A 23,535-nucleotide genomic window follows, 5' to 3' on the forward strand; every position below is an offset into this window, starting at 1 on the left:
GAGTTGGCTGTTGCTGTGCTTCTTCATGCTTTTCCCCCCGCAGCCAGTTCCTCGCAGATGCGGGCCACTGCCTCGGTTGCGCGCGGCTTGGCCTGCGCCCGGGCATGGACCGCCATCTGCAGCAGGCGCGGACGGTCGAGACTGGCGAGAATGCCGGCCAGTCGTTCGGCGTTGAGTTCGGTTTGCGGCAGCAGGTAGGCCGCGCCGCGGTCGGCCAGGAAGCGGGCATTGCCCGACTGGTGGTCGTCCACCGCATGCGGGAAAGGCACCAGCAGGCTGGCGGCGCCGACCGCGGCCAGCTCCGCCACGGTGAGCGCGCCGGCGCGGCAGATCACCAGGTCCGCCTCCGCATAGGCCGCCGCCATGTCGTCGATGAAGGGGCGCAGTTCGCCCTCCACGCCGGCGCCGGCATAGGCCGTCCGCAGCGCTTCGATCTGCTTCTCGCCCGCCTGGTGCAGCACCCGCGGACGCTGTTCCTGCGGCAGTCGGGCCAGCGCCTGCGGCACGGTTTCGTTGAGCACCGCCGCGCCGAGGCTGCCGCCGACCACCAGCACCTTGAGCGGGCCTTCGCGGCCTGCGAAGCGCGCCTCAGGCGCCGCCACCGCGGCGATCTCGGCACGCACCGGGTTGCCCACCCAGCCGGCTTTCTTCAGTACGCCGGGAAAACCGGACAGCACCCGGTCCGCCACGCCGGCGAGCACCCGGTTGGCCAGCCCCGCCACCGAGTTCTGTTCGTGCAGCACCAGCGGCCGACCTGCGAGCGCCGCCATCATGCCGCCAGGGAAAGTGATGTAGCCGCCCATGCCCAGCACCACGTCCGGCTTCACCCGGCGCAGCTCGCGCAGCGCCTGCCAGAAGCCGGACAGCAGGTTCAGCGGCAGCAGCAGTTTGCGCACCAAGCCTTTGCCGCGCAGCGCGCCGAAGCGTACCCAGGCGGTGTCGTAGCCGCGCGCCGGCACGATGCGCGCCTCCATGCCGTCCGGATTGCCCATCCAGACAATGCGCCAGCCTTTCTCGCGCAGCGCCTCGGCCACCGCGATACCGGGGAAGATGTGGCCACCGGTGCCACCGGCCATGACCATCAGCGTCTTCACGAGCCCGCCCCCCGCTTCATCTGCCGGACTTCCCAGTCGATGCGCAGCAGGATGGCCAGGGCGACGCAGTTGGCGACGATGCCGGAACCGCCGAAGCTCATCATCGGCAACGTCAGGCCCTTGGTGGGCAGCAGGCCCATGTTCACGCCCATGTTGATGAAGGACTGCACACCCATCCACAGGCCGATGCCCTGGGCGACGAGGCCGGAGAAGTAGCGCTCCAGCTTGATCGCCTCGCGGCCGATGACGAAGGCGCGCTGCACCAGCACCGCGAACAGGCCAACCACCAGCACCACGCCGGCGAAACCCAGCTCCTCGGCGATCACCGCCAGCAGGAAGTCGGTGTGCGCTTCCGGCAGGTAGAAGAGCTTCTCGACGCTGGCACCCAGGCCGACGCCGAACCACTCGCCGCGGCCGAAGGCGATCAATGCGTGGGAGAGCTGATAGCCCTTGCCGAAGGCATCCTGCCAGGGGTCCATGAAGCCGAAGATGCGCTCTCGCCGGTAGGGCGAGGTCCAGATGAGGATGATGAAGCCGATGATCGCGAACACTGCCAGCAGGGCGAACACCCGCACGTTCACCCCGCCAAGGAAGAGAACGCCGAAGGCAATGGTGGTGATGACAACAAAGGCGCCGAAATCCGGCTCCCGCAGCAGCAGGAAGCCGACGAACAGGATCACCGCCATCATCGGCAGGAAGCCGCGCTTGAAGCTGCTCATCGCATCCAGCTTGCGCACCGTGTAGTCGGCGGCGTAGAGCGCGGCGAAGATCTTCATCAGCTCGGACGGCTGCAGGTTCACCGGCCCGAGCGAGAGCCAGCGCTGAGCGCCGTTCACTTCGCGGCCGATGCCGGGAATCAGCACCACGATCAGCAGCACCACGCCGCCGACGAAGAGCGGCAGCGCCAGCCGCTGCCACTGCGTCATTGGCAACTGGAAAGCGACCAGGCCGAAGCCGATGCCAACAGCGAGGAAGACCGAATGCCGCATCAGGAAGTAATGCGACTGGTAATTGGTGAAGCGGCTGCCTTCGGCGATGGCGATGGAGGCGGAATACACCATCACCAGGCCGAGCAGCAGCAAGCCGACGGCAGACCAGATCAGCAGCAGGTCCAGCTCGCGCACCGCCGCCCCCGGCGGCATCAGGCGATTCACTGCACGGCTGGTTTCGCTGCCGACCGGCGTGCGGCGGGAAGCGAAGAGGCCGGAAAGGGTGGCGCCGAACTTCATCGCGGGCTCACCTGCGGTAGCGCCCGCGCCGCGTCGATGAAGACCTGGGCGCGATGAGCGTAGTTGCGGAACATGTCCAGGCTGGCGCAGGCCGGCGACAGCAGCACCGCGTCGCCCGGCTGGGCCAGGGCGTGGGCGCGCGCCACCGCGGCCGGCAAGTCGGCAGCGTGTTCCAGCACTGCGCCACAGCCCGCGATTGCCTTCTCGATCACCCCCGCATCGCGGCCGATGAGCACCACCGCGCGGGCATGCTGGGCAAGCACCGGCTTCAGCGGCGAGAAGTCCTGGCCCTTGCCGTCGCCGCCGGCGATCAGCACCACCTTGCGGCCCAGGCCTTCCAGCGCGGCAACGGTGGCGCCGACGTTGGTGCCCTTGGAGTCGTCGTAGAAACGCACGCCGTCCGCGCGCTCGGCGATCAGTTCAACCCGGTGCGGCAAGCCGTGGAAAGAGCGCAGCTCCGACAGCAGGCTGGCCGGCGCCAGGCCGAGGCCGGCCTCGCACAGGGCCAGCGCGGCCAGCGCGTTCACGGCGTTGTGCAGGCCAGCCAGCGGTAGCGCATCCAGCGGGATCAGCGCTTCATCGCCCCGCGCCAGCCAGGTCTGGCCGTCCTTGTTGACCAGGCCGTAATCGCCGGCAGCCGGCGCGCCGCGACCGAAACGGATGGCCTTGCGCCCGGGCAGCAGCATGGCGGCCACATGGTCGTCATCCGCGTTCAGCACCTGCGCGCCCTGGCCCTGGAAGATGCGGGCCTTGGTGCGGCCGTAGTCGGCGAGGTCGGCGTAGCGGTCGAGGTGGTCGTCGGTCACGTTCAGTACCGTCGCCGCCTCCGGGTTCAGGCCATGCAGGGTCTCGATCTGGAAGCTGGAGAGCTCCAGTACCCAGCACTGGGGCCACGGCCGGCCGGTGTCCTGCCGGCTCATCAGCACATCCAGCGCCGCCGGGCTGATATTGCCCGCAGCCACCGCGTCCAGGCCTGCGGACGCGGCCAGCGCGGCGGTTAGCGCAGTGGTGGTGGTCTTGCCGTTGGTGCCGGTGATGGCGAGGATGCGCGTTTCTCCGCGCACGCCTGCTTCGTCCAGCGCCTGGGCGAACAAGCTCATCTCGCCGGTGACTTCGATGCAGCGGCGACGCGCCTCCGGCACCACACCGGCACGGGTATCCAGGCCGGGGCTGACCGCCACCAGCTCGATACCGTTCAACACCGCGACGTCGAAGGCGCCGGTGATGATCTCGGCACCCGGCACTTCCGCCCGCAGCACGTCCAGCCCAGGCGGCTGGGCGCGGCTGTCGGCCACGCGCAGGCGTGCGCCCTGCCTGGCGCACCAGCGCGCCATCGCCAGGCCGGATTCACCCAGCCCCAGGATCAGAACGTGTTTGCCCGCGAGAGAACTCATCTCAGTTTCAGCGTCGACAGCCCGAACAGCACCAGCATCAGGGTGATGATCCAGAAGCGGACCACCACCTGCGTTTCCTTCCAGCCGCTCAATTCGTAGTGGTGGTGCAGCGGTGCCATGCGGAAGATGCGCTTGCCGCCGGAGGCCTTGAAGTACAGCACCTGCACCATCACCGACAGGGTCTCGGCCACGAACAGGCCGCCCATGATGAAGAGCACGATCTCCTGGCGGACGATGACCGCCATCGTTCCCAGCGCCGCGCCCAGCGCCAGTGCGCCGACGTCGCCCATGAAGACTTCCGCCGGATAAGCGTTGAACCACAGGAATCCGAGGCCCGCGCCGCAGATCGCGCCGCAGAACACCGCCAGCTCGCCCGCACCGGCGATGTAGGGCACGCCCAGGTATTTCGAGAAACCGGCGTGGCCGGCCACGTAGGCGAAGATGGCCAGCGCACCGGCCACCATCACCGTCGGCATGATGGCAAGACCATCCAGTCCATCGGTGAGGTTCACCGCATGGCTGGTGCCGTTGATGACGAAATAGGTCAGCGCGACGAAGCCGAAAATGCCCAGCGGGTAGGCCACCGCCTTGAAGAAGGGCACGATCAGTTCAGTGTGGCTGGGGGTGTCGGCGGTCATGCCGAGGAAGATGGCCGCGGCCAGCGCGATCAGCGAAGTCCACAGGTATTTCCAGCGGCTGGGCAGGCCCTTGGGGTCGCGATGTACCACCTTGCGCCAGTCATCCACCCAGCCCACTGCGCCGAAGCCCAGCGTGACCAGCAGGGTGACCCAGACGTAGGCGTTGCGCAGATCGCCCCACAGCAGGATGGTGACGGCAATGGCGATGAGGATGAGCGCACCGCCCATGGTGGGCGTTCCGGCCTTGGTCAGGTGCGACTTGGGCCCGTCGTCGCGCACCGCCTGGCCGATCTTCTTTGCCGCCAGCCAGCGGATGACGCCTGGACCGGCCACCAGGGAGATCACCAGCGCGGTCAGCGCGGCCAGCACCGTGCGCAGCGTGATGTAGCCGAAGACGTTGAAACCGCGGATGTCCTGGCCAAGCCAGAGGGCGAGTTCGAGCAGCATTTACGAATCCGAGTCCTTTTGGGGGGCGCCATTGTGCAGCGCCGCAAGTCGGTCCGCCACTCGCTCCATGCGCATGAAACGCGAGCCTTTCACCAGTACTACCGTATCCGCATCCAGGTGGGCGAGCAGGGCCTGCACCAGGGCTTCCGGGTCGGCAAAATGCTGGCCGCCGTCGCCGAAATTACTCACCGCCACCGCGCTCATCTCACCCAGGGCGTAGAGCAGGTCAACGCCCTTGCTCTTGGCATAGCCGCCGATTTCGTCATGGACCTGGGCGCTGGCATCGCCGACCTCGCCCATGTCGCCGAGCACGAGCACCTTGCGACCCGGCGTGGAGGCCAGCACGTCGATGCCTGCCCGCATGGAGTCCGGGTTGGCGTTGTAGCTGTCATCCAGTACGGTGGAGCCCTTGGGACCGGCGCGGCGCTGCAGGCGGCCGCCGGTGCCGGCATAGGCGGCCAGCCCGGCGGCGACCGCTTCCGGCGTCGCGCCGGCTGCGAGGCAGAGCGCTGCTGCGCCGACGGCATTGCGCGCGTTATGCAAACCGGGAACCTGGAGCGAGATGTCTATTTTTCCCTGCGGCGTGTCGATATCGAGCCGCGAGCCGAGGCCGTGGAGGGTACACCGGCCCTGTACGTCCGCCGCGCTATCGATACCGAATGTCACAATCCGCCGACCGGCGTTGAGCGTGCGCCAGTAAGCGGCATGGGCGTCGTCGGCATTCACCACCGCGACGCCATCCTCGCCCAGTCCGTCGTAGATCGTGCCCTTTTCACGCGCGACCTCGGCCAGATTCCCCAGGCCGAGCAGATGAGCGCGCTGGGCATTGTTCACCAGGGCGGCGGTCGGGCGCGCGAGACGGGTCAGATAGCCGATCTCGCCCGGATGGTTCATACCCATCTCGATCACTGCGGCGCGATGCATCGGCGCCAGCGCCAGCAACGTCAGCGGCAGGCCGATGTCGTTGTTGAAGTTGCCACGGGTGGCATGTACTGCCTCGTCGCCATAGCCGTCCAGGCGAACTTGGGCACGGAAGATGGCGGCGCACATTTCCTTGACGGTGGTCTTTCCATTGCTGCCGGTAATGCCCAGCAGCGGAATGGCGAAACGGGCACGCCAACCCGCCGCCAGGGCACCCAGCGCCAGCCGGGTGTCGTCCACCACCAGCAGCGGCAGCGCGGCGTAATCGCCTTCCGCGCGCCAGGCGCTATCCACCATGGCAGCAGCGGCACCGGCCTGTAGCGCGGCCAGCACGAAATCATGGCCGTCGAAGCGCTCGCCGCGAAGGGCGACGAAGAGCTGGCCCGGCCTTATCGCCCGGCTGTCCGTGCCCACGCTCTCGAAGCGCGCGTCGCCCTGCGCCTGCGCGGCCCGGCTGGAGAGTTCCTTTGCAGCTTCCTGCAGCGTCATCATGACGTCGGCCCCATGGTGTTCCATGCCGCAAGCGCTGCCCGGGCCTGCTCCAGATCGGAGAACGGCAGGCGCTTGCCGTGAATTTCCTGATAGGGCTCATGGCCCTTGCCGGCGACGACGACCACGTCATCCGCACCAGCCGCACCGATGGCCGCGCGTATCGCCTCAGCACGATCGATGATGCGTTCGGCTGCCGCACCGGCACCACCCGCCACCGCCTCGACGATGGCAGCCGGATCTTCGCTGCGCGGGTTGTCGCTGGTGACGACGATGCGGTCGGCCAGTTGACGCGCCACTTCGCCCATCATCGGCCGCTTGCCGGGATCGCGGTCACCACCGCAGCCGAACACGCAGATGAGCCGGCCGCCGCGGGCGCGAGCGGTTTCCCTCACCGCCTCCAGCACCTTGGCCAGCGCGTCCGGCGAGTGGGCGTAGTCAATGACCACCAGCGGCTCGCCGACGCCGCCGACCAGTTGCATGCGCCCCTCCGGCGGCGTCAGCCGGCCGGCCACCGCCAGCACTTCCGGCAGCGGAATGCCACGGGCGAGCAAGGCACCGATGACCGCCAGCAGATTGGAGACATTGAAGGGCGCCACCATGCGCACCTGCATCTCGGCGCTCTCGCCCTCCCATTGCAGGGCAAAGCGCAGGCCAGCGGCCGAGGTCTGCACCCGGTCGGCCACCAGCACCCGGGCGCCCGCCACCGCCGTTGCATTGGAGGCAACCTGGGTATAGCCGATGACTTCGGTGCCGGCATCCGCCAGCCGGCGGGCGTGGTAGAGACCGAAGCCGTCGTCGAAGTTGATGACCGCGCTGGAAATGCCGGGCAGCGCAAACAACCGGGCCTTGGCCGCCGCGTAGGCTTCCATCGTGCCGTGGTAGTCCAGGTGGTCGCGGGTGAGGTTGGTGAAGATGGCAACGTCGAAGCGCGCGCCATTCACCCGCCCCTGGTCGAGGCCGATTGAGGACACCTCCATCGCGGCGGCACCGGCGCCGGCGGCCAGGAAGCCGGCCAGCATGCGGTGCAATTCCAGCGCATCCGGCGTTGTGTTGGCGCCCGCCTCCAATTGGCCCGGGAAGCCGCAGCCCAGTGTGCCGACAATGCCGCAGCGAGTGCCCAGGTCTTCCAGCGCCCGTGCCAGCCACTGGCTCACCGTGGTCTTGCCGTTGGTGCCGGTAACGCCTGCCAGCCACAGGTGGGCGGAGGGGCGGCCACAGATCTCGTCCGCCACATGACCGGACAACTCGCGCAAGCCGGTCACCGGCAGCGAAGGCACCGGCAGCGCTTCGGCCTGGAAACCATCACCGTTCTCCCACAGCACTGCGGCGGCGCCCTTCTCCACCGCAGCGCGCAGATAGCGGCGGCCATCGGTGGTGAAACCGGGCCAGGCGGCGAAGACGTCGCCGGCCCCGACACGCCGGGAGTCGGCGGTAATGCCGGTCGGCGCCACGCCGGCCTTGCGCAACTCATCAAGGAGCAGGAGGGCGGGCGTACTCACATGTTCTCCCGCGCCTGGGTGGCAGGGGTGGCTTCGCCCGGCTTGCGCGCCAGCTGCAACGGCGCCAGCGGCTTATCCGGCGCAATGCCCAGCGTACGCAGCGAACCTTCCATGATGCGGGAGAACACCGGGCCTGCCACCGTGCCGGCGTAATAACCGCCGGCGGTGGGCTCATCGATCATCACCGCCACCACCAGCCGCGGGTTGGAAGCCGGGGCAAAACCGACGAAGGACGCCACGTACTTCTTGGTGTAGACGCCCCCCTCGATCTTCAGCGCGGTACCGGTCTTGCCGCCGACGCGGTAACCGGCCACGTTGGCGCGGGTAGCGGTGCCACCCGCCTCGGTCACCGTCTCCAGCATGGCGCGCATCTCCTTCACCGTCTGCGGCGAGAACACGCGGCGGCCATTGGAAGGCAGACCGTCCAGCTTGGTCAGGGACAGCGGGATGAGCTCACCGTCGCGGGCGAACACCATATAGGCGCGCGCAATCTGGATCAGGCTCATCGAAATGCCGTGACCATAGGACATGGTGGCCTGCTCGATCGGTCGCCAGGTCTTGGCTGGCCGCACACGGCCTCCGGTCTCGCCGGGAAAGCCAAGGTTCAGCGGCGCGCCGAAGCCCAGTTGCTCGAACAAGTGCCACATTTCGTCCGGCGTGAATTGCAGCGCGATCTTCACCGTGCCGATGTTGGAAGACTTCTGGATCACCTCCGCCACCGTCAGCGCGCCCATGCGGTGCGAGTCGGAGATGGTGGCAGTGCCTATGGTCATCCGGCCGGGGGCGGTATCTACCACCGTGGTCGGCTTCACCTTGCCGCGCTCCAGCGCCATGCCGACGATGAAGGGCTTCATTACCGAACCAGGCTCGAAGGCATCGGTGAAGGCGCGATTGCGCAGTTGCGCGCCGGTGAGGTTGCTGCGGTTGTTCGGGTTGTAGGTAGGCGCATTCGCCAGCGCCAGCACCTCGCCGGTGCGGGCGTCCAGCACCACTGCAGCGCCGGCCTTGGCCTTGTGCTCCTGCATGGCGTCGCGCAGCGCGGTGTAGGCGAGGTACTGGATCTTGCCATCCATGGACAGCACCACATCCTCACCTTCACGCGGCGGACGGATGGACTCGACATCCTCCACGATCTGGCCACGCCTGTCCTTGATCACCCTGCGCGAGCCCGGCGCGCCGGCCAGGATCTTCTCGTAGGCCAGTTCGATGCCTTCCTGGCCCTTGTCCTCGACGCCAGTGAAGCCCAGCATGTGGGCGGTCACCTCGCCGCCCGGGTAATACCGGCGGTACTCCTGCTGCTGATGGATGCCGGGCAGCTTCAGTGCGGCAATGCGCTCCGCCAGATCCGGCGACAGCTGACGCTTCAGGTAGACGAAGTCGCGACCGCTGGACAGCCTGTCGTTCAACTCGGCGACGTTCATCTCCAGCAGCGCTGCGAGCCTGCGCGCATCCGCCGGCTCCAGTTTGGCGTCGGCGGGAATCGCCCAGACCGAACGCACCGGCGTGCTGACCGCCAGCATGTCGCCATTGCGGTCGGTGATGCGGCCGCGGGTAGCCGGCACCTCGATCACCCGGGCGTAGCGCGACTCGCCCTTGGCTTGCAGGAAGGCGTTATTGATGCCTTGCAGATAAGCCGCCCGGCCGACCAGCGCAAGCGAGCAACCCAGTAGAGCGAGCAGCACGAAGCGGGGACGCCAGGCCGGCAGTTCCCGCTTCAGCAGCGGATTGTGGTTGAAGGTGACAGGACGCTGCTTGCTCACGACTGCGGCTCCACCACGATGACTTGGGCCGAAACCGGCGGCCGCATCCCCAGTTTTTCACGCGCCAGCTTTTCCACCCGGGCATGCGCCGCCCAGGTGCTCTGCTCCAGTTGCAGTTGGCCCCATTCCACCTCCAGGCCATGCGCCCGCGCCTGCTGGCGCTCCAGCTCGGTGAAGAGCTTGCGCGCCTGATGCTGGGCGGCAACCACGCCGAGCGCACTGGCAACAACCAGGGCCACGAGCAGGGCATCGAAACGGATCATGCGGCCTCCGCGCGCTCGGCAACCCGCATCACCGCGCTGCGCGCACGCGGATTGACGGCGACCTCGGCCTCGCCCGGGCGCACCGCCTTTCCCACCAGCCGCAGACGCGGCTGCGGCAGCTCGCTCGCCCGCACCGGCAGGCGAGAGGGCAGTTGCTGCGGCCGCGCCTCATCACGCATGAAGCGCTTCACGATGCGGTCTTCCAGCGAGTGGAAGCTGATGACGACCAAGCGCCCCCCTACCCGCAGGCGCTCCACGCAGGCCGGCAACACCTGGCTCAGCTCTTCGAGCTCCTGATTGATGAAAATCCGTAGAGCCTGGAAGCTGCGCGTCGCTGGATGCTGCCCCGGCTCGCGTGTCCGGACCGCTTTCTCCACGATCGCGGCAAGTTGTCCAGTGGTCGCAACAGCCCCCCCTGCCCGAGCAGCTGCAAGCGCCTTTGCAATCGCATAAGCAAACCGTTCTTCCCCATAATCTCTCAGCACCTCCGTAATCTCGGCGACGGAGGCTTCCGCCAGCCACTCCGCCGCGGTCTGCCCACGGCTGGTATCCATGCGCATGTCCAGCGGCGCATCGAAGCGAAAACTCATCCCCCGGCTGGCATCGTCCAGCTGCGGCGAAGACACCCCCAGGTCGAGCAACACGCCATCCACCCGCTCCACGCGCAGGCGGCCCAGTTCCGCATCCAGCGCACTGAAAGGCGCATGCACCAGGGTCAACCTGGCGTCCGCCAGCGCCTTGCCGGCCTCAATGGCAGCCGGATCGCGATCGAAGGCGATGAGACGACCGCGCTCGCCCAAACGCGCGAGTAGCGCGCGGCTGTGCCCGCCGCGGCCGAAGGTGCCATCTACATAGATACCGTCCGGCTTCACGGCGAGCGCCTCCACGGCCTCGGCCAGCAGAACGGTGACATGGGAGAGCGGGCCACTCACAGGACGAGGCTCTCGAGGCCCGGCGGCAGTTCGCCGCCCGCCAGCGCCAGCATGGCGTCCTGCTGCCGCTGCCAGCCTTCGTCGGACCACAGTTCGAAGTGGCTGCCCTGGCCGACCAGCCAGACCTGCTTGTCCAGCTCGGCGAACTTGCGCAGCGAGGGCGCAACCAGCACCCGGCCGGCGCCGTCCAGGACTTCTTCCTGGGCAAAACCGATCAGCATGCGTTTGAAGGTGAGCGTGCCCTGATCCATGCCGGGCATGCGGGTGATCTGGTCACGGATGGGTTCCCAGGCGGCGAGGGGATAGACCAGCAGACAGCGGTGCGGGTGCACCGTCATCACCAGCGGAGCGCCGTCCGGCGTCAGCGCGTCACGATGCCGCGCCGGAATCGCAAGGCGACCCTTCGCATCGAGACTGAGCGCGCTGGCTCCCTGGAACATTTTCCCCCCTGAACCGGAAGGGTGACGCAGTTTCTTCCACGTTCACCCACTTTTCACCACTAAGCCCCACTCTAGAGCAAAGCCAGTGCACGGTCAAGCGAGACGCCCTGGGTTTTCCGTTGTTACACAATGACTTAACGCCACCTTCAGAAGTGCGTCGAAGCCCATGAAAAACAAGGCAAATAGGACAAAGCGGCGCAATGCGGGCAGCGCATCCGCCCGCGGGGGATTCAAAGTGGAGAAAAGTGGGAAACGGGACCAGAAAAGGTCCCGCGACGCCACAGGCGGCGCCTTTGAACCGGAGGGGGAAGAAGCGAATTGGGAAGTTCGCCGATAAGCCGGGTTCTGTCGAACGCTGCAGCTTTCGCCAGCAACGTCGGGCAGTCATTCCTCTGGGCGACGCGTTACCGCGCCGCTCTAGCAGCCTACCCGGGAGCGACGCGAGCCACGCCAATGCTCCCCTATTTGGCCTTGCCCCGGATGGGGTTTACCGTGCCAGGTCCTGTTGCCAGTCCTGCGGTGGGCTCTTACCCCACCGTTTCACCCTTGCCTGTGCCGGAGCTTGCGCTCCAAAAGACACTGCCGCCTTGCGGCGGCAGATCTGGCCATCGGCGGTTTGCTTTCTGTTGCACTTTCCGTCGCCTCACGGCGCCCGGCCGTTAGCCGGCATCCTGCTCTGCGGGGCCCGGACTTTCCTCCACGCACCGAGGTACGCAGCGACTGCCTGGCGAACTTCCCGACACGGATTATACGCGGAGCCGGCACCAACCCGGTGCTTCATTGCGCGGCGGGGGTAGCCTCGCGAGTGAAAACGGGAGCGCCATCCCGCAGCTGGAAGCGCCCAACCAGCGGCCCCGGCGGCTCGCCGCCCGCATTGTCCCAGTCCTGCACCAGGCAACGGTCGGTTCCCGCCAGATACCAGCGATTGCCCTGATGCAGCGCCCACAAGCGGTCGCCAGCCTCGTAGACCTGCATCTCCTCCATCACCGTCGGCCCCGGATGTATGGTCACCTTGCGCTGGCAATCCGGGAGACGGGAGGCCACTACCGCCTGCTCCACGCTGCTATCCCACAGCCAGCGCTGCTCACGCACCAGGATCAGCGCGTGCTGGCTGCCATCGATGGAATAAGCGGTGGCATTGTTCTCGCAGGCCGTCAGCAGCGGGAGGGCGGCGAGGGCAAGCAGGATGCGCGGCAGAGCTGAGGTCATGGGAGGTCTCGAGAGGATCGCGGCGTGAGCCGGAGCAGCCTCAGGCTGCCAGCTTCCAGCCCAGCGACTCGCCGGCGCGCAGGGGCACCAGCGGATCGCCCGGCAGATAATCGTAGGCAGCCGGCACCGTCCAGCTTTCGCGCTGCAGACTGATTTTGTCCGGGTTTGGCTGCAGCCCATAGAAAGCGGCGCCGTTGAGGCTGGCGAAGGCTTCGAGGCGGTCCAAGGCACCGACCGAGTCGAACAGCTCCGCATACAGTTCGATACCCGCATGCGAGGAGTAGCAGCCAGCACAGCCGCAGCTCGCCTCCTTGGTGCTGCGGGCATGGGGCGCGGAATCGGTACCCAGGAAGAAACGGCTGTTGCCCGACGTGACCGCTTCCACCAACGCCAGCCTGTGAGTTTCGCGCTTGAGTACCGGGAGACAGTAATGATGCGGGCGGATGCCGCCGGCGAAGAGCGCATTGCGGTTGAACAGCAGATGCTGCGGGGTAACGCTGGCAGCAACGTTGCCGCCCGCAGCGCGGACGAACTGCGCCGCCTCCGCGGTGGTGATGTGCTCGAACACCACCTTGAGCGCCGGGAAGCGGCGTACCAGCGGTGACAGCACCTTCTCGATGAACACCCGCTCGCGGTCGAAGGCGTCCACGTCACCCGCCACCTCGCCGTGTACACAGAGCACCAGGCCACGCGACTCCATCCGCTCCAGCACCGGGTGGATCTTCTCGATGGCGGTGACACCGGCGTCGGAATTGGTCGTCGCCCCGGCCGGATAGAGTTTGGCGGCGATAATGTGGCCGCTGTCCTTGGCGCGGTCGATCTCGTCCGCCGGCATGTTGTCGGTGAGGTACAAGCTCATCAATGGCTGGAAGCTGCTGCCCGCAGGCACCGCCGCCAGGATGCGATCCCGGTAAGCCAGCGCCTGGGCTGTGGTGACGACCGGTGGCTTCAGGTTGGGCATGATCAGCGCCCTGCCGAAACGCTCCGCGGTGTGCGGTACCACTGCAGCCAGGGCGGCGCCGTCGCGCACATGCAGATGCCAGTCATCGGGGCGGGTCAGGGTCAAGGTGTTCATGCGCACTTCTCTCGAGGCTTTTCTGCAAGGCAAAGCCGGATTATAGGCGGGCTTCAGCCCTGCTTGAGTTCCAGGGCACGACTGTAGAGCGCGTTGCGCGAGACGCCGGTGATCTCGGCCGCAAGCCTGGCCGCCGTCTTCAGCGGCAGTTCGGCCAGCAGCAGGCTCAGCACCCGCTCGGCCTCGCCGTCCACGCCCTCGCGCCTGGGCGCTCCGGCCACCGCCAGCACGAACTCGCCACGCACCCGGTTGCTGTCCGCGGCGAACCAGGCCGCCGCCTCGCCCAAGGGCATGCGGGCAATCTCCTCGTGCAGCTTGGTCATCTCCCGCGCCACCAGCAACTCACGCTCCCCGCCGAGCTCCGCAGCAAGATCGGCCACGCATTCACAGACGCGATGAGGCGCCTCGTAAAACACCAGCACCGCGGCATCATCCTGCAGCGCGGCGATCTGCGCCCGCCGCGCCGCCTGCTTCGGCGGCAGGAAACCGACGAAGCGGAAGCCCGCCTCGGCGACGAAACCGGCAACCGACAGTGCCGCCGCCACCGCGCTCGGCCCCGGTACCGGTACCACCGGATGCCCGGCAGCGCGCACCTGGGCCACCGCCCGGGCCCCCGGGTCGGAAACTGCGGGCGTGCCGGCATCGGTGATCAGCGCGATGTGCTTTCCGGCCTCGAGGTGCTCGATCAACTGGCCGGCGGCGCGCTGCTCGTTGTGTTCATGCAGCGCCAGCAGACGCGTCTTGATGCCGCAAGCGTCCAGCAGGCGCTGGCTGTGACGGGTGTCCTCGGCGGCGATCATGTCTACATCGCGCAGCACCGCCAGCGCCCGCAGCGTGATGTCCTGCAGGTTCCCGAGCGGCGTGGCCACCACATACAATGACGGCGTCCTGGAAAGCGGCGATGCGCCGGTGGCGGAGGAAAGAGTCATGAGCAGCAGCCGAAAGGGGGAGCGGGCGCCGATTGTGGGCGTGCAGCCAACACCGGCGCAAGCCCGCGGCCGGGCCGCGGAGGAGATCGCCGCCGCCTACCTGGGCAGGCAGGGCCTGCGCCTGCTGGACCGCAACGTGCACTGCCGGGGCGGCGAAGTGGATCTCATCGGGCTGGACGGCGACACCCTGGTCTTCATCGAAGTGCGGCTGCGTGGCAACAGCCGCTTCGGCGGCGCGGCCGAGAGCATCACGCCGGGCAAGCAACGCCGCGTCATCCTCGCCGCCCAACACTGGCTGCTAGGCGCGGGGCGCAAGCATGCCCACCGCCCCTGTCGCTTCGACGCAGTGCTGCTGGACACCCTGACCCCGCCCTCGCCAGTCTGGCTGCGCGCCGCCTTCGACGCCAGCTGAGCCGGGCGCCTTCCCACACCAGCCCCACCGCCGATCACCAACCCGCACAAAGCGTAAGCGGCGGTAATTTCCTCCCGGCGGCGACGCCAAGGAGGCACACTGCCCGCCTGCCGACGCCCGGCGCGCGCGCGAGCCGACCTCACCCTGCGTGCTAGACTTTCGCCCCCGATCGCACCCCGTCCCCCGCCATGGACCTCATCGACCGCATCTCCCGCCAGTTCGAAGACAGCGCCCAGACCAAGCTTGCCGCCATCGAGTGGCTGGCCGCGCCGATTGCCCAGGCGGTTGAAGCGATGACCGGCAGCCTGCTCAACAACGGCAAGATTCTCGCGTGCGGCAATGGTGGCTCGGCGGCGGACGCCCAGCACTTCGCCGCCGAACTGGTCAACCGTTTCGAGATGGAACGGCCTCCTCTGGCCGCCGTCGCGCTCACCACCGACACCTCGACGCTGACGTCCATCGCCAACGACTACGACTACGTCCAGGTCTTCTCCAAGCAGGTACGGGCACTGGGTCAACCGGGCGACGTGCTGCTGGCGATCTCCACCAGCGGCAATTCGCCCAATGTGATCGACGCCATCACCGCTGCCCACGAGCGCGAGATGCGGGTGGTGGCGCTGACCGGCAAAGGCGGCGGCAAAATGAACGAACTACTCGGCGAGAACGACATCCACATCTGCGTTCCCGCCGATCGCACCGCGCGCATCCAGGAGGTTCACCTGCTGGCCCTGCACTGCCTGTGCGACGGCATCGATTGCCTCTTACTCGGAGTGGAAGACTGATGATGGAAACTAGCCTGAGACCCGCCAACAGCCGCCGCACCCTGCTACTCGCCCTGCTGGCCGCCAGTTCGCTGCCGCTGCTGCAGGGCTGCTTCCCGGTAGTGGCCGGAGGCGCGGTGGCCGGCGCGGCGATTGCCACCGACCGCCGCACCAGCGGTGCCTACGTGGAAGACCAGGGCATCGAGTGGAAAACCTCCAGCCGGCTCAGCGAGCGCTTCGGCGACGCCATCCACATCAACGTCACCTCGTACAACCGCAACGTGCTGCTGACCGGCGAGGTGCCGAACGAGACCATCCGGGCCGAGATCGAGCGCATCGCCGCCGGCGTGGAAAACGTGCGCGGCATCATCAACGAGGCGGTAGTCGCCGGGAATTCCTCGCTGACCGCGCGCGGCAACGACACCTTGATCACGTCCAACGTGAAGGCCCGCTTCGTCGACAGCCAGCGCTTCTCGGCCAATCACGTCAAGGTTGTCACCGAGGCCAACGTAGTCTTCCTGCTCGGCCTCGTGACCCGCGCCGAGGCCGACGCCGCGTCCGAGATCGCCCGTACCAGCCAGGGGGTACGCAAGGTGGTGCGCGTGTTCGAGTACATCAGCGACGATGAGGCCCGCCGGATCGACCGCGGCCTGCGCAGCAACACCGAAAGCCGCTGAGCCCTGGCGGGGCGGCGCCCGCCGCCCCTCGCTTGTGTTACCAACGTCTCAAGCGGCAAGCGCGCTCAGCAGCTTGCCATGCACCCCGCCGAAGCCCCCATTGCTCATCACCAGCACATGGTCCTCGGCCGCTGCCGAAGCCGCCACCGCGGCCACCAGCGCCTCCAGATCCTCGAACACCCGGGCTTTCGTCCCCAGCGGCGCCAGCGCCTCCGCCGCGTCCCAGCCCAGGCTGCCCGCGTAGCAATAGACCTCGTCCGCCAGCGCGAGACTGGCTGGAAGTTGCGCCTTCATCACACCCAGCTTCATCGTGTTCGAGCGCGGCTCCAGCACCGCCAGGATGCGCCCCCGCGGCTGGCGACGGCGCAGGCCCTCCAGCGTCAGCGCGATGGCAGTGGGATGGTGCGCGAAATCGTCATACACGCTGACGCCCCTCGCCTGCCCTCGCAGCTCCAGCCGGCGCTTGATGCCGTCGAAGCGCGCCAGGCTGGACGCCGCCTGGGCCGGCGTGATCCCCACATGACGGGCCGCAGCCATGGCGGCAAGCGCGTTCTCCCGGTTATGGCTCCCTGCCAGGGCAAAGCCGACCCGCCCCACCTCCCGCCCCGCGAGCGAGAACACCGCCTCCGCCTCGTCCGTCCCCGCGGCGGCGGACCAACCCGCGGCGTCGTTGAACCACTCCAGCTCGGACCAGCAGCCACGCGCCAGCACCCGCTTCAGGCTCTCTTCCCGCGCATTGGCGACGATGCGCCCGCTGCGCGGCAGGGTGCGCACAAGGTGATGGAACTGAGTCTCGATGGCGGCGAGATCGGCAAAGATGTCCGCGTGATCGAACTCCAGGTTGTTCAGGATGACGGTGCGTGGCCGGTAATGGACGAACTTGGAGCGCTTGTCGCAGAAGGCGGTGTCGTACTCGTCCGCCTCGATGACGAAGAAGGATGAGTCGGTAAGCCGTGCCGACACACCGAAGTTCTTCGGCACGCCGCCCACCAGGAAGCCGGGATTCAAGCCGGCGTCCTCCAGCATCCATGCCAGCAGCGAAGTGGTCGTCGTCTTGCCGTGGGTGCCTGCCACCGCCAGCACCCATTTGCCGGCGAGCACATGTTCGGCCAGCCACTGCGGCCCGGAGACATAGGGCAAGCCGCGGTCCAGGATGGCCTCAAGCAGCCGGTTGCCGCGGGAAATCGCATTGCCCACCACATACACGTCCGCACCAATCTCCAGTTGCGCCGGGTCATAGCCCTCGGTCAGGCCTATGCCCTGTTCCTGCAGTTGGGTACTCATCGGGGGATAGACGTTGGCATCGCAGCCGCTGACGGTATGGCCTGCCGCACGCGCCAGCAGCGCCACCCCGCCCATGAAGGTGCCGCAAATACCCAGGATATGGATGTGCATGAAGACTCCGGATAGGCCTGGATGCGTTTCAAACCGGCCCGTGTAGAATGGCCGCCATTCTACCCGATGGCGATCCGGCCTCCCCCAAGCCATGCCTTCGCGCCCCGCCCCTCCCCGCACCGGAAATCTCCGCCGCGAGATCGCAGCCCTGGCCGCCCGCATGATGGCCGAAGACGGCATCGCCGACTTCGGCTTCGCCAAGCGCAAAGCCGCGCGACAACTCGGGGCCACCGAATCTGAAGCCTTGCCCACCAACGCCGAAATCGAAGCCGAGCTCCGCGCCTGGCAGGCGCTGTACCAGGACGAGGAGCAGGCCGAGCGGCTGCTCGAGATGCGCAGCGCCGCGGTGGAGATCATGCGGCTGCTCACACCGTTCCGCCCCTACCTCACCGGCGGCGCGCTGGACGGCACCGCTGGCCGCTATTCCGAACTGGAGATCGAGGCCTACCCGGAGAGCGCCAAGGAAGTCGAGATCTTCTTCCTGAACCAGGACTTCCCCTACGAACACCGGGAGCCCCGGCGACCCGCGCCGAATACGCCGGAAGCAATACTGAGCTTCGACTGGAACGACGTACCGGTGCGCCTCTCCCTGTATTCCGCCGGCGCCGAGCGCAGCGGCCGCCGCAGCCAGGAAAGGGCCCGCCTCAGCCAGGTCGAGGCCCTGCTCAATACCTCCCGCCCGAGCGAACCCGCGTAATGAAGAAAACCATGCTCTGGGCGGTGATCGCCTGCGCCGCCGTCGCCCTGGCCATCGCCGGAGACTTTGCGCGCCGCTCGCTGCTCGCCCCGGAGACCGCCAAGCCACTTGGCGTCACCCTTGCGCCAGCCGACCTCAAGGCCGCCTCCGAAACGCTGTTCAGGCAGAGCTTTCCGGACGCCCGCGGCAACGAACAAGCCCTTGCTCAATGGCGCGGCAAGATCCTGGTAGTGAATTTCTGGGCCACCTGGTGCGCCCCATGCCGCGTCGAGATGCCAGAGTTCGCCGAGGTCAGCCAGCAATATGCAGCTGAAGGCGTGCAGTTCATCGGCGTCGGCATAGATTCTGCAACGAACATCCTCAAGTTCGAACAAGCGACGCCCATGCCTTATCCCCTGCTGGTCGCCGGCCCGCAGGCGCTCGGGCTTGCCAGCCTGTTCGGCAACACCGCCCAGGCCCTACCCTTCACGGTGATCATAGACCGCCGAGGCAAGGTTTCGGCCATCAAGCTGGGGGTCTTGAAGCGCAGCGAACTGGAAGGCAAAATCCGCCCGCTGCTGGCAAGCTAGCGCTTCCGGCGTACCATTCGCTGCTGGACAGATTGTTGCGATTTGCGGCAAACTCGCCGCCATGACGCGCCCAAAACGCAGCCAAAAGACGGAACCGCCCCCACCACCCCAGGGCCGGATCCTCACTCTCCACGGCCCGAACCTGAATCTCCTCGGCACCCGTGAACCTGATATCTACGGCCGCACCACGCTTGCAGACATCCATTCCGCAATGGACTCACGTGCTCGCGCGGAAGGCGTCGTCCTCGAATCATTCCAGAGCAACCACGAAGGCCAGTTGATCGACCGCGCCCAGGCGGCAGCTGCGGAAGGGGTGGACTACATCATCATCAACCCCGCCGCCTACACGCACACCAGCGTGGCCCTGCGCGACGCGCTGGCCGCTGTCAGCATTCCCTACGTGGAAGTGCACCTTTCCAACATCCATACCCGCGAGCCCTTCCGTCACCATTCGTACTTCTCGGACAAGGCCCTGGGTGTGATCTGCGGACTGGGTGCATATGGCTATATGGCGGCCCTCGAATTCCTACTCCCGCGGCTGCGGGAACACAAAAACTAGTCGTCCAAGACGGCCGCTGGCAACGGCGCCCCGTCATGTCCGGAGAACAGCATGGATCTGCGCAAGCTCAAGAAACTGATTGACCTCGTCCAGGAGTCGGGTATTTCTGAACTGGAGGTCACCGAAGGCGAGGAAAAGGTCCGTATCGCCAAGCATCTTGCCTCCCCGGCCCCGGTGAGCTACGCGCCGCCGCCCCAGGCGATGGCCGCCCCGGCTGCCAGTGTGGCCGCAGTGGCTCCGGCGGAGAGCGCTGCCGACGCGCTGCCCAGCGGTCATGTCGTCAAGTCGCCCATGGTGGGCACCTTCTATCGCTCCTCCGCCCCCGGCGCCAAGCCCTTCGTCGATGTCGGCCAGAGCGTGTCCGAAGGCGAGGCGCTGTGCATCATCGAGGCGATGAAGCTGATGAACGAGATCGAGTCCGACGCCAGCGGCACGATCAAGGCCATCCTGGTCGAGAACGGCCAGCCGGTGGAATACGGCCAGCCGCTGTTCGTCATCGGCTGATCCGCCATGTTCGAGAAGATCCTGATCGCCAACCGCGGAGAGATCGCGCTCCGCGTGCTGCGCGCCTGCCGGGAACTCGGCATCAAGACCGTCGCGGTCCATTCCGAGGCCGACACCGAAGCCAAGTACGTCAAGCTGGCGGACGAATCCGTCTGCATCGGCCCGGCGCCCTCCGGGCTGAGCTATCTCAACGTGCCGGCCATCATCTCCGCCGCCGAGGTTACCGACTCCGAAGCCATCCACCCCGGTTACGGCTTCCTATCCGAAAACGCCGACTTTGCCGAGCGGGTGGAGCAATCCGGCTTCGTCTTCATCGGCCCCCGGCCGGACACCATCCGCCTGATGGGCGACAAGGTTTCCGCCAAGGATGCGATGAAGGCTGCCGGCGTACCCTGCGTGCCCGGCTCCGACGGCGCCCTGCCGGACGATCCGAAGGAGATCGTCAAGATCGCTCGCGGCATCGGCTATCCGGTGATCATCAAGGCCGCCGGTGGCGGTGGCGGTCGCGGCATGCGGGTTGTGCACACCGAGGCAGCGCTGATCAACGCAGTGACCACCACCCGTTCCGAAGCCGGCGCGGCCTTTGGCAATCCGACCGTCTACATGGAGAAATTCCTGGAGAATCCGCGCCACGTGGAAATCCAGGTGATGGCGGACCAGCATGGCAACGCGGTCTACCTCGGCGAGCGCGACTGCTCCATGCAGCGCCGCCACCAGAAGGTGATCGAGGAAGCCCCGGCGCCGGGCATAGACCGCAAGCTGATCGCCAAGATCGGCGAACGCTGCGCTGAAGCCTGCAGGAAGATCGGCTATCGCGGCGCGGGCACCTTCGAGTTCCTGTACGAGAACGGCGAGTTCTACTTCATCGAGATGAACACCCGGGTGCAGGTCGAGCACCCGGTTACCGAGATGATCACCGGCATCGACATCGTGCAGACTCAGATCCGCGTCGCCGCAGGCGAAAAGCTCTGGTTCAAGCAGCGCGACCTCGAGTTCCGCGGCCATGCGATCGAGTGCCGGGTAAACGCCGAAGACCCGTTCAAGTTCACTCCCTCCCCCGGCAAGATCACCAACTGGCATACGCCGGGCGGCCCGGGCGTGCGGGTGGATTCGCATGTTTACAACGGCTACACCGTACCGCCGCACTATGATTCCATGATCGGCAAGCTGATCACCTACGGCGACACCCGCGAGCAAGCCATCCGCCGCATGCGGATTGCGCTGTCGGAAATGGCGGTCGGCGGCATCAAGACCAACATTCCGCTGCACCAGGAGTTGATGCTGGACGCCCGCTTCATCGAGGGCGGCACCAGCATCCACTATCTGGAGCACAAGCTCGCCGACCGCAACGAAGTCAAAAAGAGCTGACCTAGCATCATGTGGATCTCGGTAACCCTGCAGGCGGAAGCCGCCAAGGCCGAAGCCCTCTCCGACGCCTTGATGGAGGCCGGCGCGCTGTCGGTTTCCATCGAGGATGCGGACGCGGGAACCGAGGCCGAGAAACCTCAGTTCGGGGAGCCCGGCCATCTGCCGACCGCGCTGTGGGACCACAGCCGCGTCATCGCGCTGCTGGATGCGGATGCCGATCTGCCCGCTCTGCTGGCGGCAGCCTCGGCCGCCGCCGGGCTGGCCAGCGTGCCGTCCTATACCACCGAGACCGTAGCCGAGCAGAACTGGGTGCAACTTACCCAGAGCCAGTTCGAACCGATACGGATCACCGACCGGATGTGGATCGTGCCGTCCTGGCATGAAGCCCCCGACGGTGACGCGATCAATATCGAACTGGACCCCGGCATGGCCTTCGGCACCGGCTCCCATCCCACCACCCGCTTGTGCCTGGAGTGGCTGTGCGATGCGGTGCAGCCCGGCCAGACGGTACTGGACTATGGCTGCGGCTCCGGCATCCTCGGCATCGCCGCCGCGCGACTGGGCGCTGCCGAGGTGCTCGGCGTCGACATCGACGACAAGGCCATCGAGGCGGCGGCGGACAACGCCAGCCGCAATCAGGTAAGGCTGCGCCTGCAGCACTCCCGGGAGCCGCTGGATACCGCCTTCGACATCGTCGTCGCCAATATCCTCACCAATCCGCTGTGCGTACTCGCACCGGCGATCGCCGCCCATGTGGCGCCGGGTGGGCGGGTTGCCCTCTCCGGCGTGCTGGAACCTCAGGCCGAGCAAGTCATCGCCGCGTGGGCGCCCTACATCGAACTGAAAGTCGGCGCCAGCCTGGATGGCTGGGTCCGCCTGGAAGGACAGCGGTAAGGGCCGGCCGACCATGATGCTCACGCGCTGCCCGGCCTGCCAGACGGTGTTCCGGCTGCGGCCGGAGCAAGTGCAGGCGCGGCGTGGCGAAGTCCGCTGCGGCCATTGCTTCAACCCTTTCAATGCCCTCACCCATCGTATTGGCGACAGCCCCGAAACGCCACCAGACGTAGCGGCAGAAGTGAAGGCCGAAGGCACGGCTCTCGAAACGCCCCTGCCAACGCCGCCCTTTACGCCGGCTGAGACCTCGTTCAACGATCTGGATTTCGAGGTTCCGGAGTCCCTGCTGCCAGAGCGCCAGGAGCCAGTGTGGACGCGGGCCGCGCCACTCCATGAGGAGGACTCCTTCGACGCTTGGCAACCCGCCACGCCGGCTCCTGACGCCCCCCCGGCCCTCGTGAGGGCGGATCAGCCCGAGGCCTTGCGCCTGGAGCCGGTGGACCTCCCTGCCGAGCCACAGGAGGAACCGCCAGCGTCCCGGAGCTTCCTGCCCCATCAAGTGCCGCCCTTTCCCCCGCTCCAGGATTTCATCGAGCCGACCTTGGGAGAGGCCGCGCCTGCTCTGCCTCCCGAATCCACAGCGGCGGTACCGCCGGCGACACCGGAAGTCATCCGTAGCGAACGCCGCCCCTACCCCGGACGCCGCACCGCCCTGCGCACCGAGCCTGGCGAAGCCGCTCCGGCGGAAAATCCGGAGGACGGAACGCCAGCCCCCGGGCTAGACAAGGAGCCACCGCCGGAGCAAGCGCAAGACGAGCACGGAGCCCCCGGATACTCTGGCCCCGACCTCGACCGCCTGGACAAGGCCTACGGCCCGGCCCCCGGCAGCCAGCGCGTGCAGCGCACGGCGCTCGGCCTCCTCTCCAGCGTGCTGGCGATAGGGCTCGCCGCCCAGGCGATCTACATTTTCCGCCTCGACATCGCCCGCGAACTGCCCGGCCTGCGCCCCCTGCTGGTCGCCGCCTGCCAGCGCCTGGAATGCGCCATGCCGCTGCCGCAGGCCGCCGACAAGCTCAACATCAACGCCGAACTGCAGTCCGAACCCGGCCGCCCGGGGCGCTACATCCTCTACGCCACCGTGAAGAATCACGCCGCCTATACCCAGGCGTGGCCGCACCTGGAGCTCACCCTGACCGACGCGGCCGATAACCCGGTAGTCAGGCGCGTTCTGGCGCCGGAAGAATGGGCTCCGCCAGAGCGCCTGCCCAGCGGCCTCCCCGGCCGCGGCGACATCAGCCTGCGCCTGCCCTTTGACGCCCCCGGGCTGGTCCCCACCGGCTACCGGGTCTATCTCTTCTACCCCTGAACGAGCCCAGCCCTCTCCCCCGTAAATGCGGCAGACCCACGGCGTCAAGCCGCCGTAATCGCCAGGGCTGA

At 67.3% G+C, this 23,535-nt stretch carries 24 protein-coding genes and 1 other RNA gene; 10 read left to right on the forward strand and 15 right to left on the reverse strand.

Annotation, left to right across the window (positions count from 1 at the left end; all coding sequences use genetic code 11):
• Positions 1 to 23 precede the first annotated feature (23 nt).
• The 14 genes from murG to rsmI all read right to left on the reverse strand — a co-directional run bounded on the left by murG (position 24) and on the right by rsmI (position 14,322).
• Positions 24 to 1,094: an undecaprenyldiphospho-muramoylpentapeptide beta-N-acetylglucosaminyltransferase gene (murG, locus tag C7389_RS12225; protein ID WP_133591761.1), complete on the reverse strand. Its 1,071-nt coding sequence runs from the start codon at positions 1,092 to 1,094 to the stop codon at positions 24 to 26.
• Positions 1,091 to 2,323: a putative lipid II flippase FtsW gene (gene ftsW / locus C7389_RS12230; RefSeq protein ID WP_133591763.1), complete on the reverse strand. Its 1,233-nt coding sequence runs from the start codon at positions 2,321 to 2,323 to the stop codon at positions 1,091 to 1,093. The genes murG and ftsW overlap by 4 nt, the downstream gene beginning before the upstream one ends.
• Positions 2,320 to 3,717, reverse strand: coding sequence for a UDP-N-acetylmuramoyl-L-alanine--D-glutamate ligase (murD, locus tag C7389_RS12235; protein ID WP_133591765.1), 1,398 nt, complete (start codon positions 3,715 to 3,717; stop codon positions 2,320 to 2,322). The genes ftsW and murD overlap by 4 nt, the downstream gene beginning before the upstream one ends.
• The gene (mraY, locus tag C7389_RS12240; RefSeq protein ID WP_133591767.1) at positions 3,714 to 4,802 is read right to left on the reverse strand and encodes a phospho-N-acetylmuramoyl-pentapeptide-transferase; all 1,089 of its coding nucleotides are present in this window, start codon (positions 4,800 to 4,802) and stop codon (positions 3,714 to 3,716) included. Before mraY ends, murD begins: the two co-directional genes overlap by 4 nt.
• On the reverse strand, positions 4,803 to 6,215 hold the full coding sequence (locus C7389_RS12245; protein ID WP_133591867.1) for a UDP-N-acetylmuramoyl-tripeptide--D-alanyl-D-alanine ligase: 1,413 nt from the start codon (positions 6,213 to 6,215) through the stop codon (positions 4,803 to 4,805).
• A complete protein-coding gene (locus tag C7389_RS12250; RefSeq protein WP_133591769.1) occupies positions 6,212 to 7,714 on the reverse strand; it encodes a UDP-N-acetylmuramoyl-L-alanyl-D-glutamate--2,6-diaminopimelate ligase in 1,503 nt (500 codons plus the stop codon). Before C7389_RS12250 ends, C7389_RS12245 begins: the two co-directional genes overlap by 4 nt.
• Positions 7,711 to 9,474, reverse strand: coding sequence for a peptidoglycan D,D-transpeptidase FtsI family protein (locus tag C7389_RS12255; protein ID WP_133591771.1), 1,764 nt, complete (start codon positions 9,472 to 9,474; stop codon positions 7,711 to 7,713). The genes C7389_RS12250 and C7389_RS12255 overlap by 4 nt, the downstream gene beginning before the upstream one ends.
• The gene (ftsL, locus tag C7389_RS12260) at positions 9,471 to 9,737 is read right to left on the reverse strand and encodes a cell division protein FtsL (RefSeq protein WP_133591773.1); all 267 of its coding nucleotides are present in this window, start codon (positions 9,735 to 9,737) and stop codon (positions 9,471 to 9,473) included. The genes C7389_RS12255 and ftsL overlap by 4 nt, the downstream gene beginning before the upstream one ends.
• The gene (gene rsmH / locus C7389_RS12265) at positions 9,734 to 10,669 is read right to left on the reverse strand and encodes a 16S rRNA (cytosine(1402)-N(4))-methyltransferase RsmH (protein ID WP_133591775.1); all 936 of its coding nucleotides are present in this window, start codon (positions 10,667 to 10,669) and stop codon (positions 9,734 to 9,736) included. Before rsmH ends, ftsL begins: the two co-directional genes overlap by 4 nt.
• Positions 10,666 to 11,109, reverse strand: coding sequence for a division/cell wall cluster transcriptional repressor MraZ (mraZ, locus tag C7389_RS12270; RefSeq protein ID WP_133591776.1), 444 nt, complete (start codon positions 11,107 to 11,109; stop codon positions 10,666 to 10,668). The genes rsmH and mraZ overlap by 4 nt, the downstream gene beginning before the upstream one ends.
• A 318-nt stretch (positions 11,110 to 11,427) precedes the next feature.
• Positions 11,428 to 11,845, reverse strand: an RNA gene (gene rnpB, locus C7389_RS12275) — RNase P RNA component class A.
• A 41-nt stretch (positions 11,846 to 11,886) separates the two neighbouring features.
• Positions 11,887 to 12,318, reverse strand: coding sequence for a hypothetical protein (locus C7389_RS12280; RefSeq protein WP_133591778.1), 432 nt, complete (start codon positions 12,316 to 12,318; stop codon positions 11,887 to 11,889).
• Between the two features lie 40 nt (positions 12,319 to 12,358).
• On the reverse strand, positions 12,359 to 13,393 hold the full coding sequence (pyrC, locus tag C7389_RS12285; protein WP_133591780.1) for a dihydroorotase: 1,035 nt from the start codon (positions 13,391 to 13,393) through the stop codon (positions 12,359 to 12,361).
• A 53-nt stretch (positions 13,394 to 13,446) separates the two neighbouring features.
• Positions 13,447 to 14,322, reverse strand: a complete 876-nt coding sequence (gene rsmI, locus C7389_RS12290) for a 16S rRNA (cytidine(1402)-2'-O)-methyltransferase (protein ID WP_133591782.1) — start codon at positions 14,320 to 14,322, stop codon at positions 13,447 to 13,449.
• Here rsmI and C7389_RS12295 point away from each other — a divergent pair.
• From C7389_RS12295 to C7389_RS12305, 3 genes are all read left to right on the forward strand, one after another.
• Positions 14,321 to 14,734 (forward strand): YraN family protein, encoded by a 414-nt coding sequence (locus C7389_RS12295; RefSeq protein ID WP_133591784.1) that lies wholly within the window; start codon positions 14,321 to 14,323, stop codon positions 14,732 to 14,734. The genes rsmI and C7389_RS12295 overlap by 2 nt on opposite strands.
• A 188-nt stretch (positions 14,735 to 14,922) precedes the next feature.
• Positions 14,923 to 15,516: a phosphoheptose isomerase gene (locus C7389_RS12300; protein ID WP_133591786.1), complete on the forward strand. Its 594-nt coding sequence runs from the start codon at positions 14,923 to 14,925 to the stop codon at positions 15,514 to 15,516.
• Entirely contained in the window at positions 15,516 to 16,172 is a 657-nt protein-coding gene (locus tag C7389_RS12305) for a BON domain-containing protein (RefSeq protein ID WP_211168277.1), read from the forward strand. The genes C7389_RS12300 and C7389_RS12305 overlap by 1 nt, the downstream gene beginning before the upstream one ends.
• A 48-nt stretch (positions 16,173 to 16,220) precedes the next feature.
• Here C7389_RS12305 and mpl read toward each other — a convergent pair whose 3' ends face one another.
• Positions 16,221 to 17,567: a UDP-N-acetylmuramate:L-alanyl-gamma-D-glutamyl-meso-diaminopimelate ligase gene (gene mpl, locus C7389_RS12310; RefSeq protein ID WP_133591788.1), complete on the reverse strand. Its 1,347-nt coding sequence runs from the start codon at positions 17,565 to 17,567 to the stop codon at positions 16,221 to 16,223.
• Between the two features lie 160 nt (positions 17,568 to 17,727).
• On the opposite strand from mpl, the gene C7389_RS12315 reads away from it, so the two are divergent.
• From C7389_RS12315 to C7389_RS12345, 7 genes are all read left to right on the forward strand, one after another.
• Positions 17,728 to 18,264 carry a hypothetical protein gene (locus tag C7389_RS12315; RefSeq protein WP_246034732.1) on the forward strand — a complete coding sequence of 179 codons (537 nt, stop codon included), beginning with the start codon at positions 17,728 to 17,730 and terminating at the stop codon, positions 18,262 to 18,264.
• A gap of 11 nt (positions 18,265 to 18,275) precedes the next feature.
• Positions 18,276 to 18,833 carry a TlpA family protein disulfide reductase gene (locus C7389_RS12320; RefSeq protein ID WP_246034734.1) on the forward strand — a complete coding sequence of 186 codons (558 nt, stop codon included), beginning with the start codon at positions 18,276 to 18,278 and terminating at the stop codon, positions 18,831 to 18,833.
• A gap of 61 nt (positions 18,834 to 18,894) precedes the next feature.
• Positions 18,895 to 19,392 (forward strand): type II 3-dehydroquinate dehydratase, encoded by a 498-nt coding sequence (aroQ, locus tag C7389_RS12325; protein WP_133591793.1) that lies wholly within the window; start codon positions 18,895 to 18,897, stop codon positions 19,390 to 19,392.
• 51 nt (positions 19,393 to 19,443) lie between these two features.
• A complete protein-coding gene (gene accB, locus C7389_RS12330) occupies positions 19,444 to 19,896 on the forward strand; it encodes an acetyl-CoA carboxylase biotin carboxyl carrier protein (protein ID WP_133591795.1) in 453 nt (150 codons plus the stop codon).
• Positions 19,897 to 19,902: 6 nt separating this feature from the next.
• Positions 19,903 to 21,264: an acetyl-CoA carboxylase biotin carboxylase subunit gene (accC, locus tag C7389_RS12335; RefSeq protein WP_133591797.1), complete on the forward strand. Its 1,362-nt coding sequence runs from the start codon at positions 19,903 to 19,905 to the stop codon at positions 21,262 to 21,264.
• Between the two features lie 9 nt (positions 21,265 to 21,273).
• Positions 21,274 to 22,158, forward strand: coding sequence for a 50S ribosomal protein L11 methyltransferase (gene prmA, locus C7389_RS12340; RefSeq protein ID WP_133591799.1), 885 nt, complete (start codon positions 21,274 to 21,276; stop codon positions 22,156 to 22,158).
• Positions 22,127 to 23,464 (forward strand): DUF3426 domain-containing protein, encoded by a 1,338-nt coding sequence (locus tag C7389_RS12345; RefSeq protein ID WP_133591801.1) that lies wholly within the window; start codon positions 22,127 to 22,129, stop codon positions 23,462 to 23,464. Before prmA ends, C7389_RS12345 begins: the two co-directional genes overlap by 32 nt.
• Positions 23,465 to 23,535: the final 71 nt, after the last annotated feature.

Source organism: Azoarcus indigens (assembly GCF_004361735.1).
Classification (GTDB): domain Bacteria; phylum Pseudomonadota; class Gammaproteobacteria; order Burkholderiales; family Rhodocyclaceae; genus Azoarcus; species Azoarcus indigens.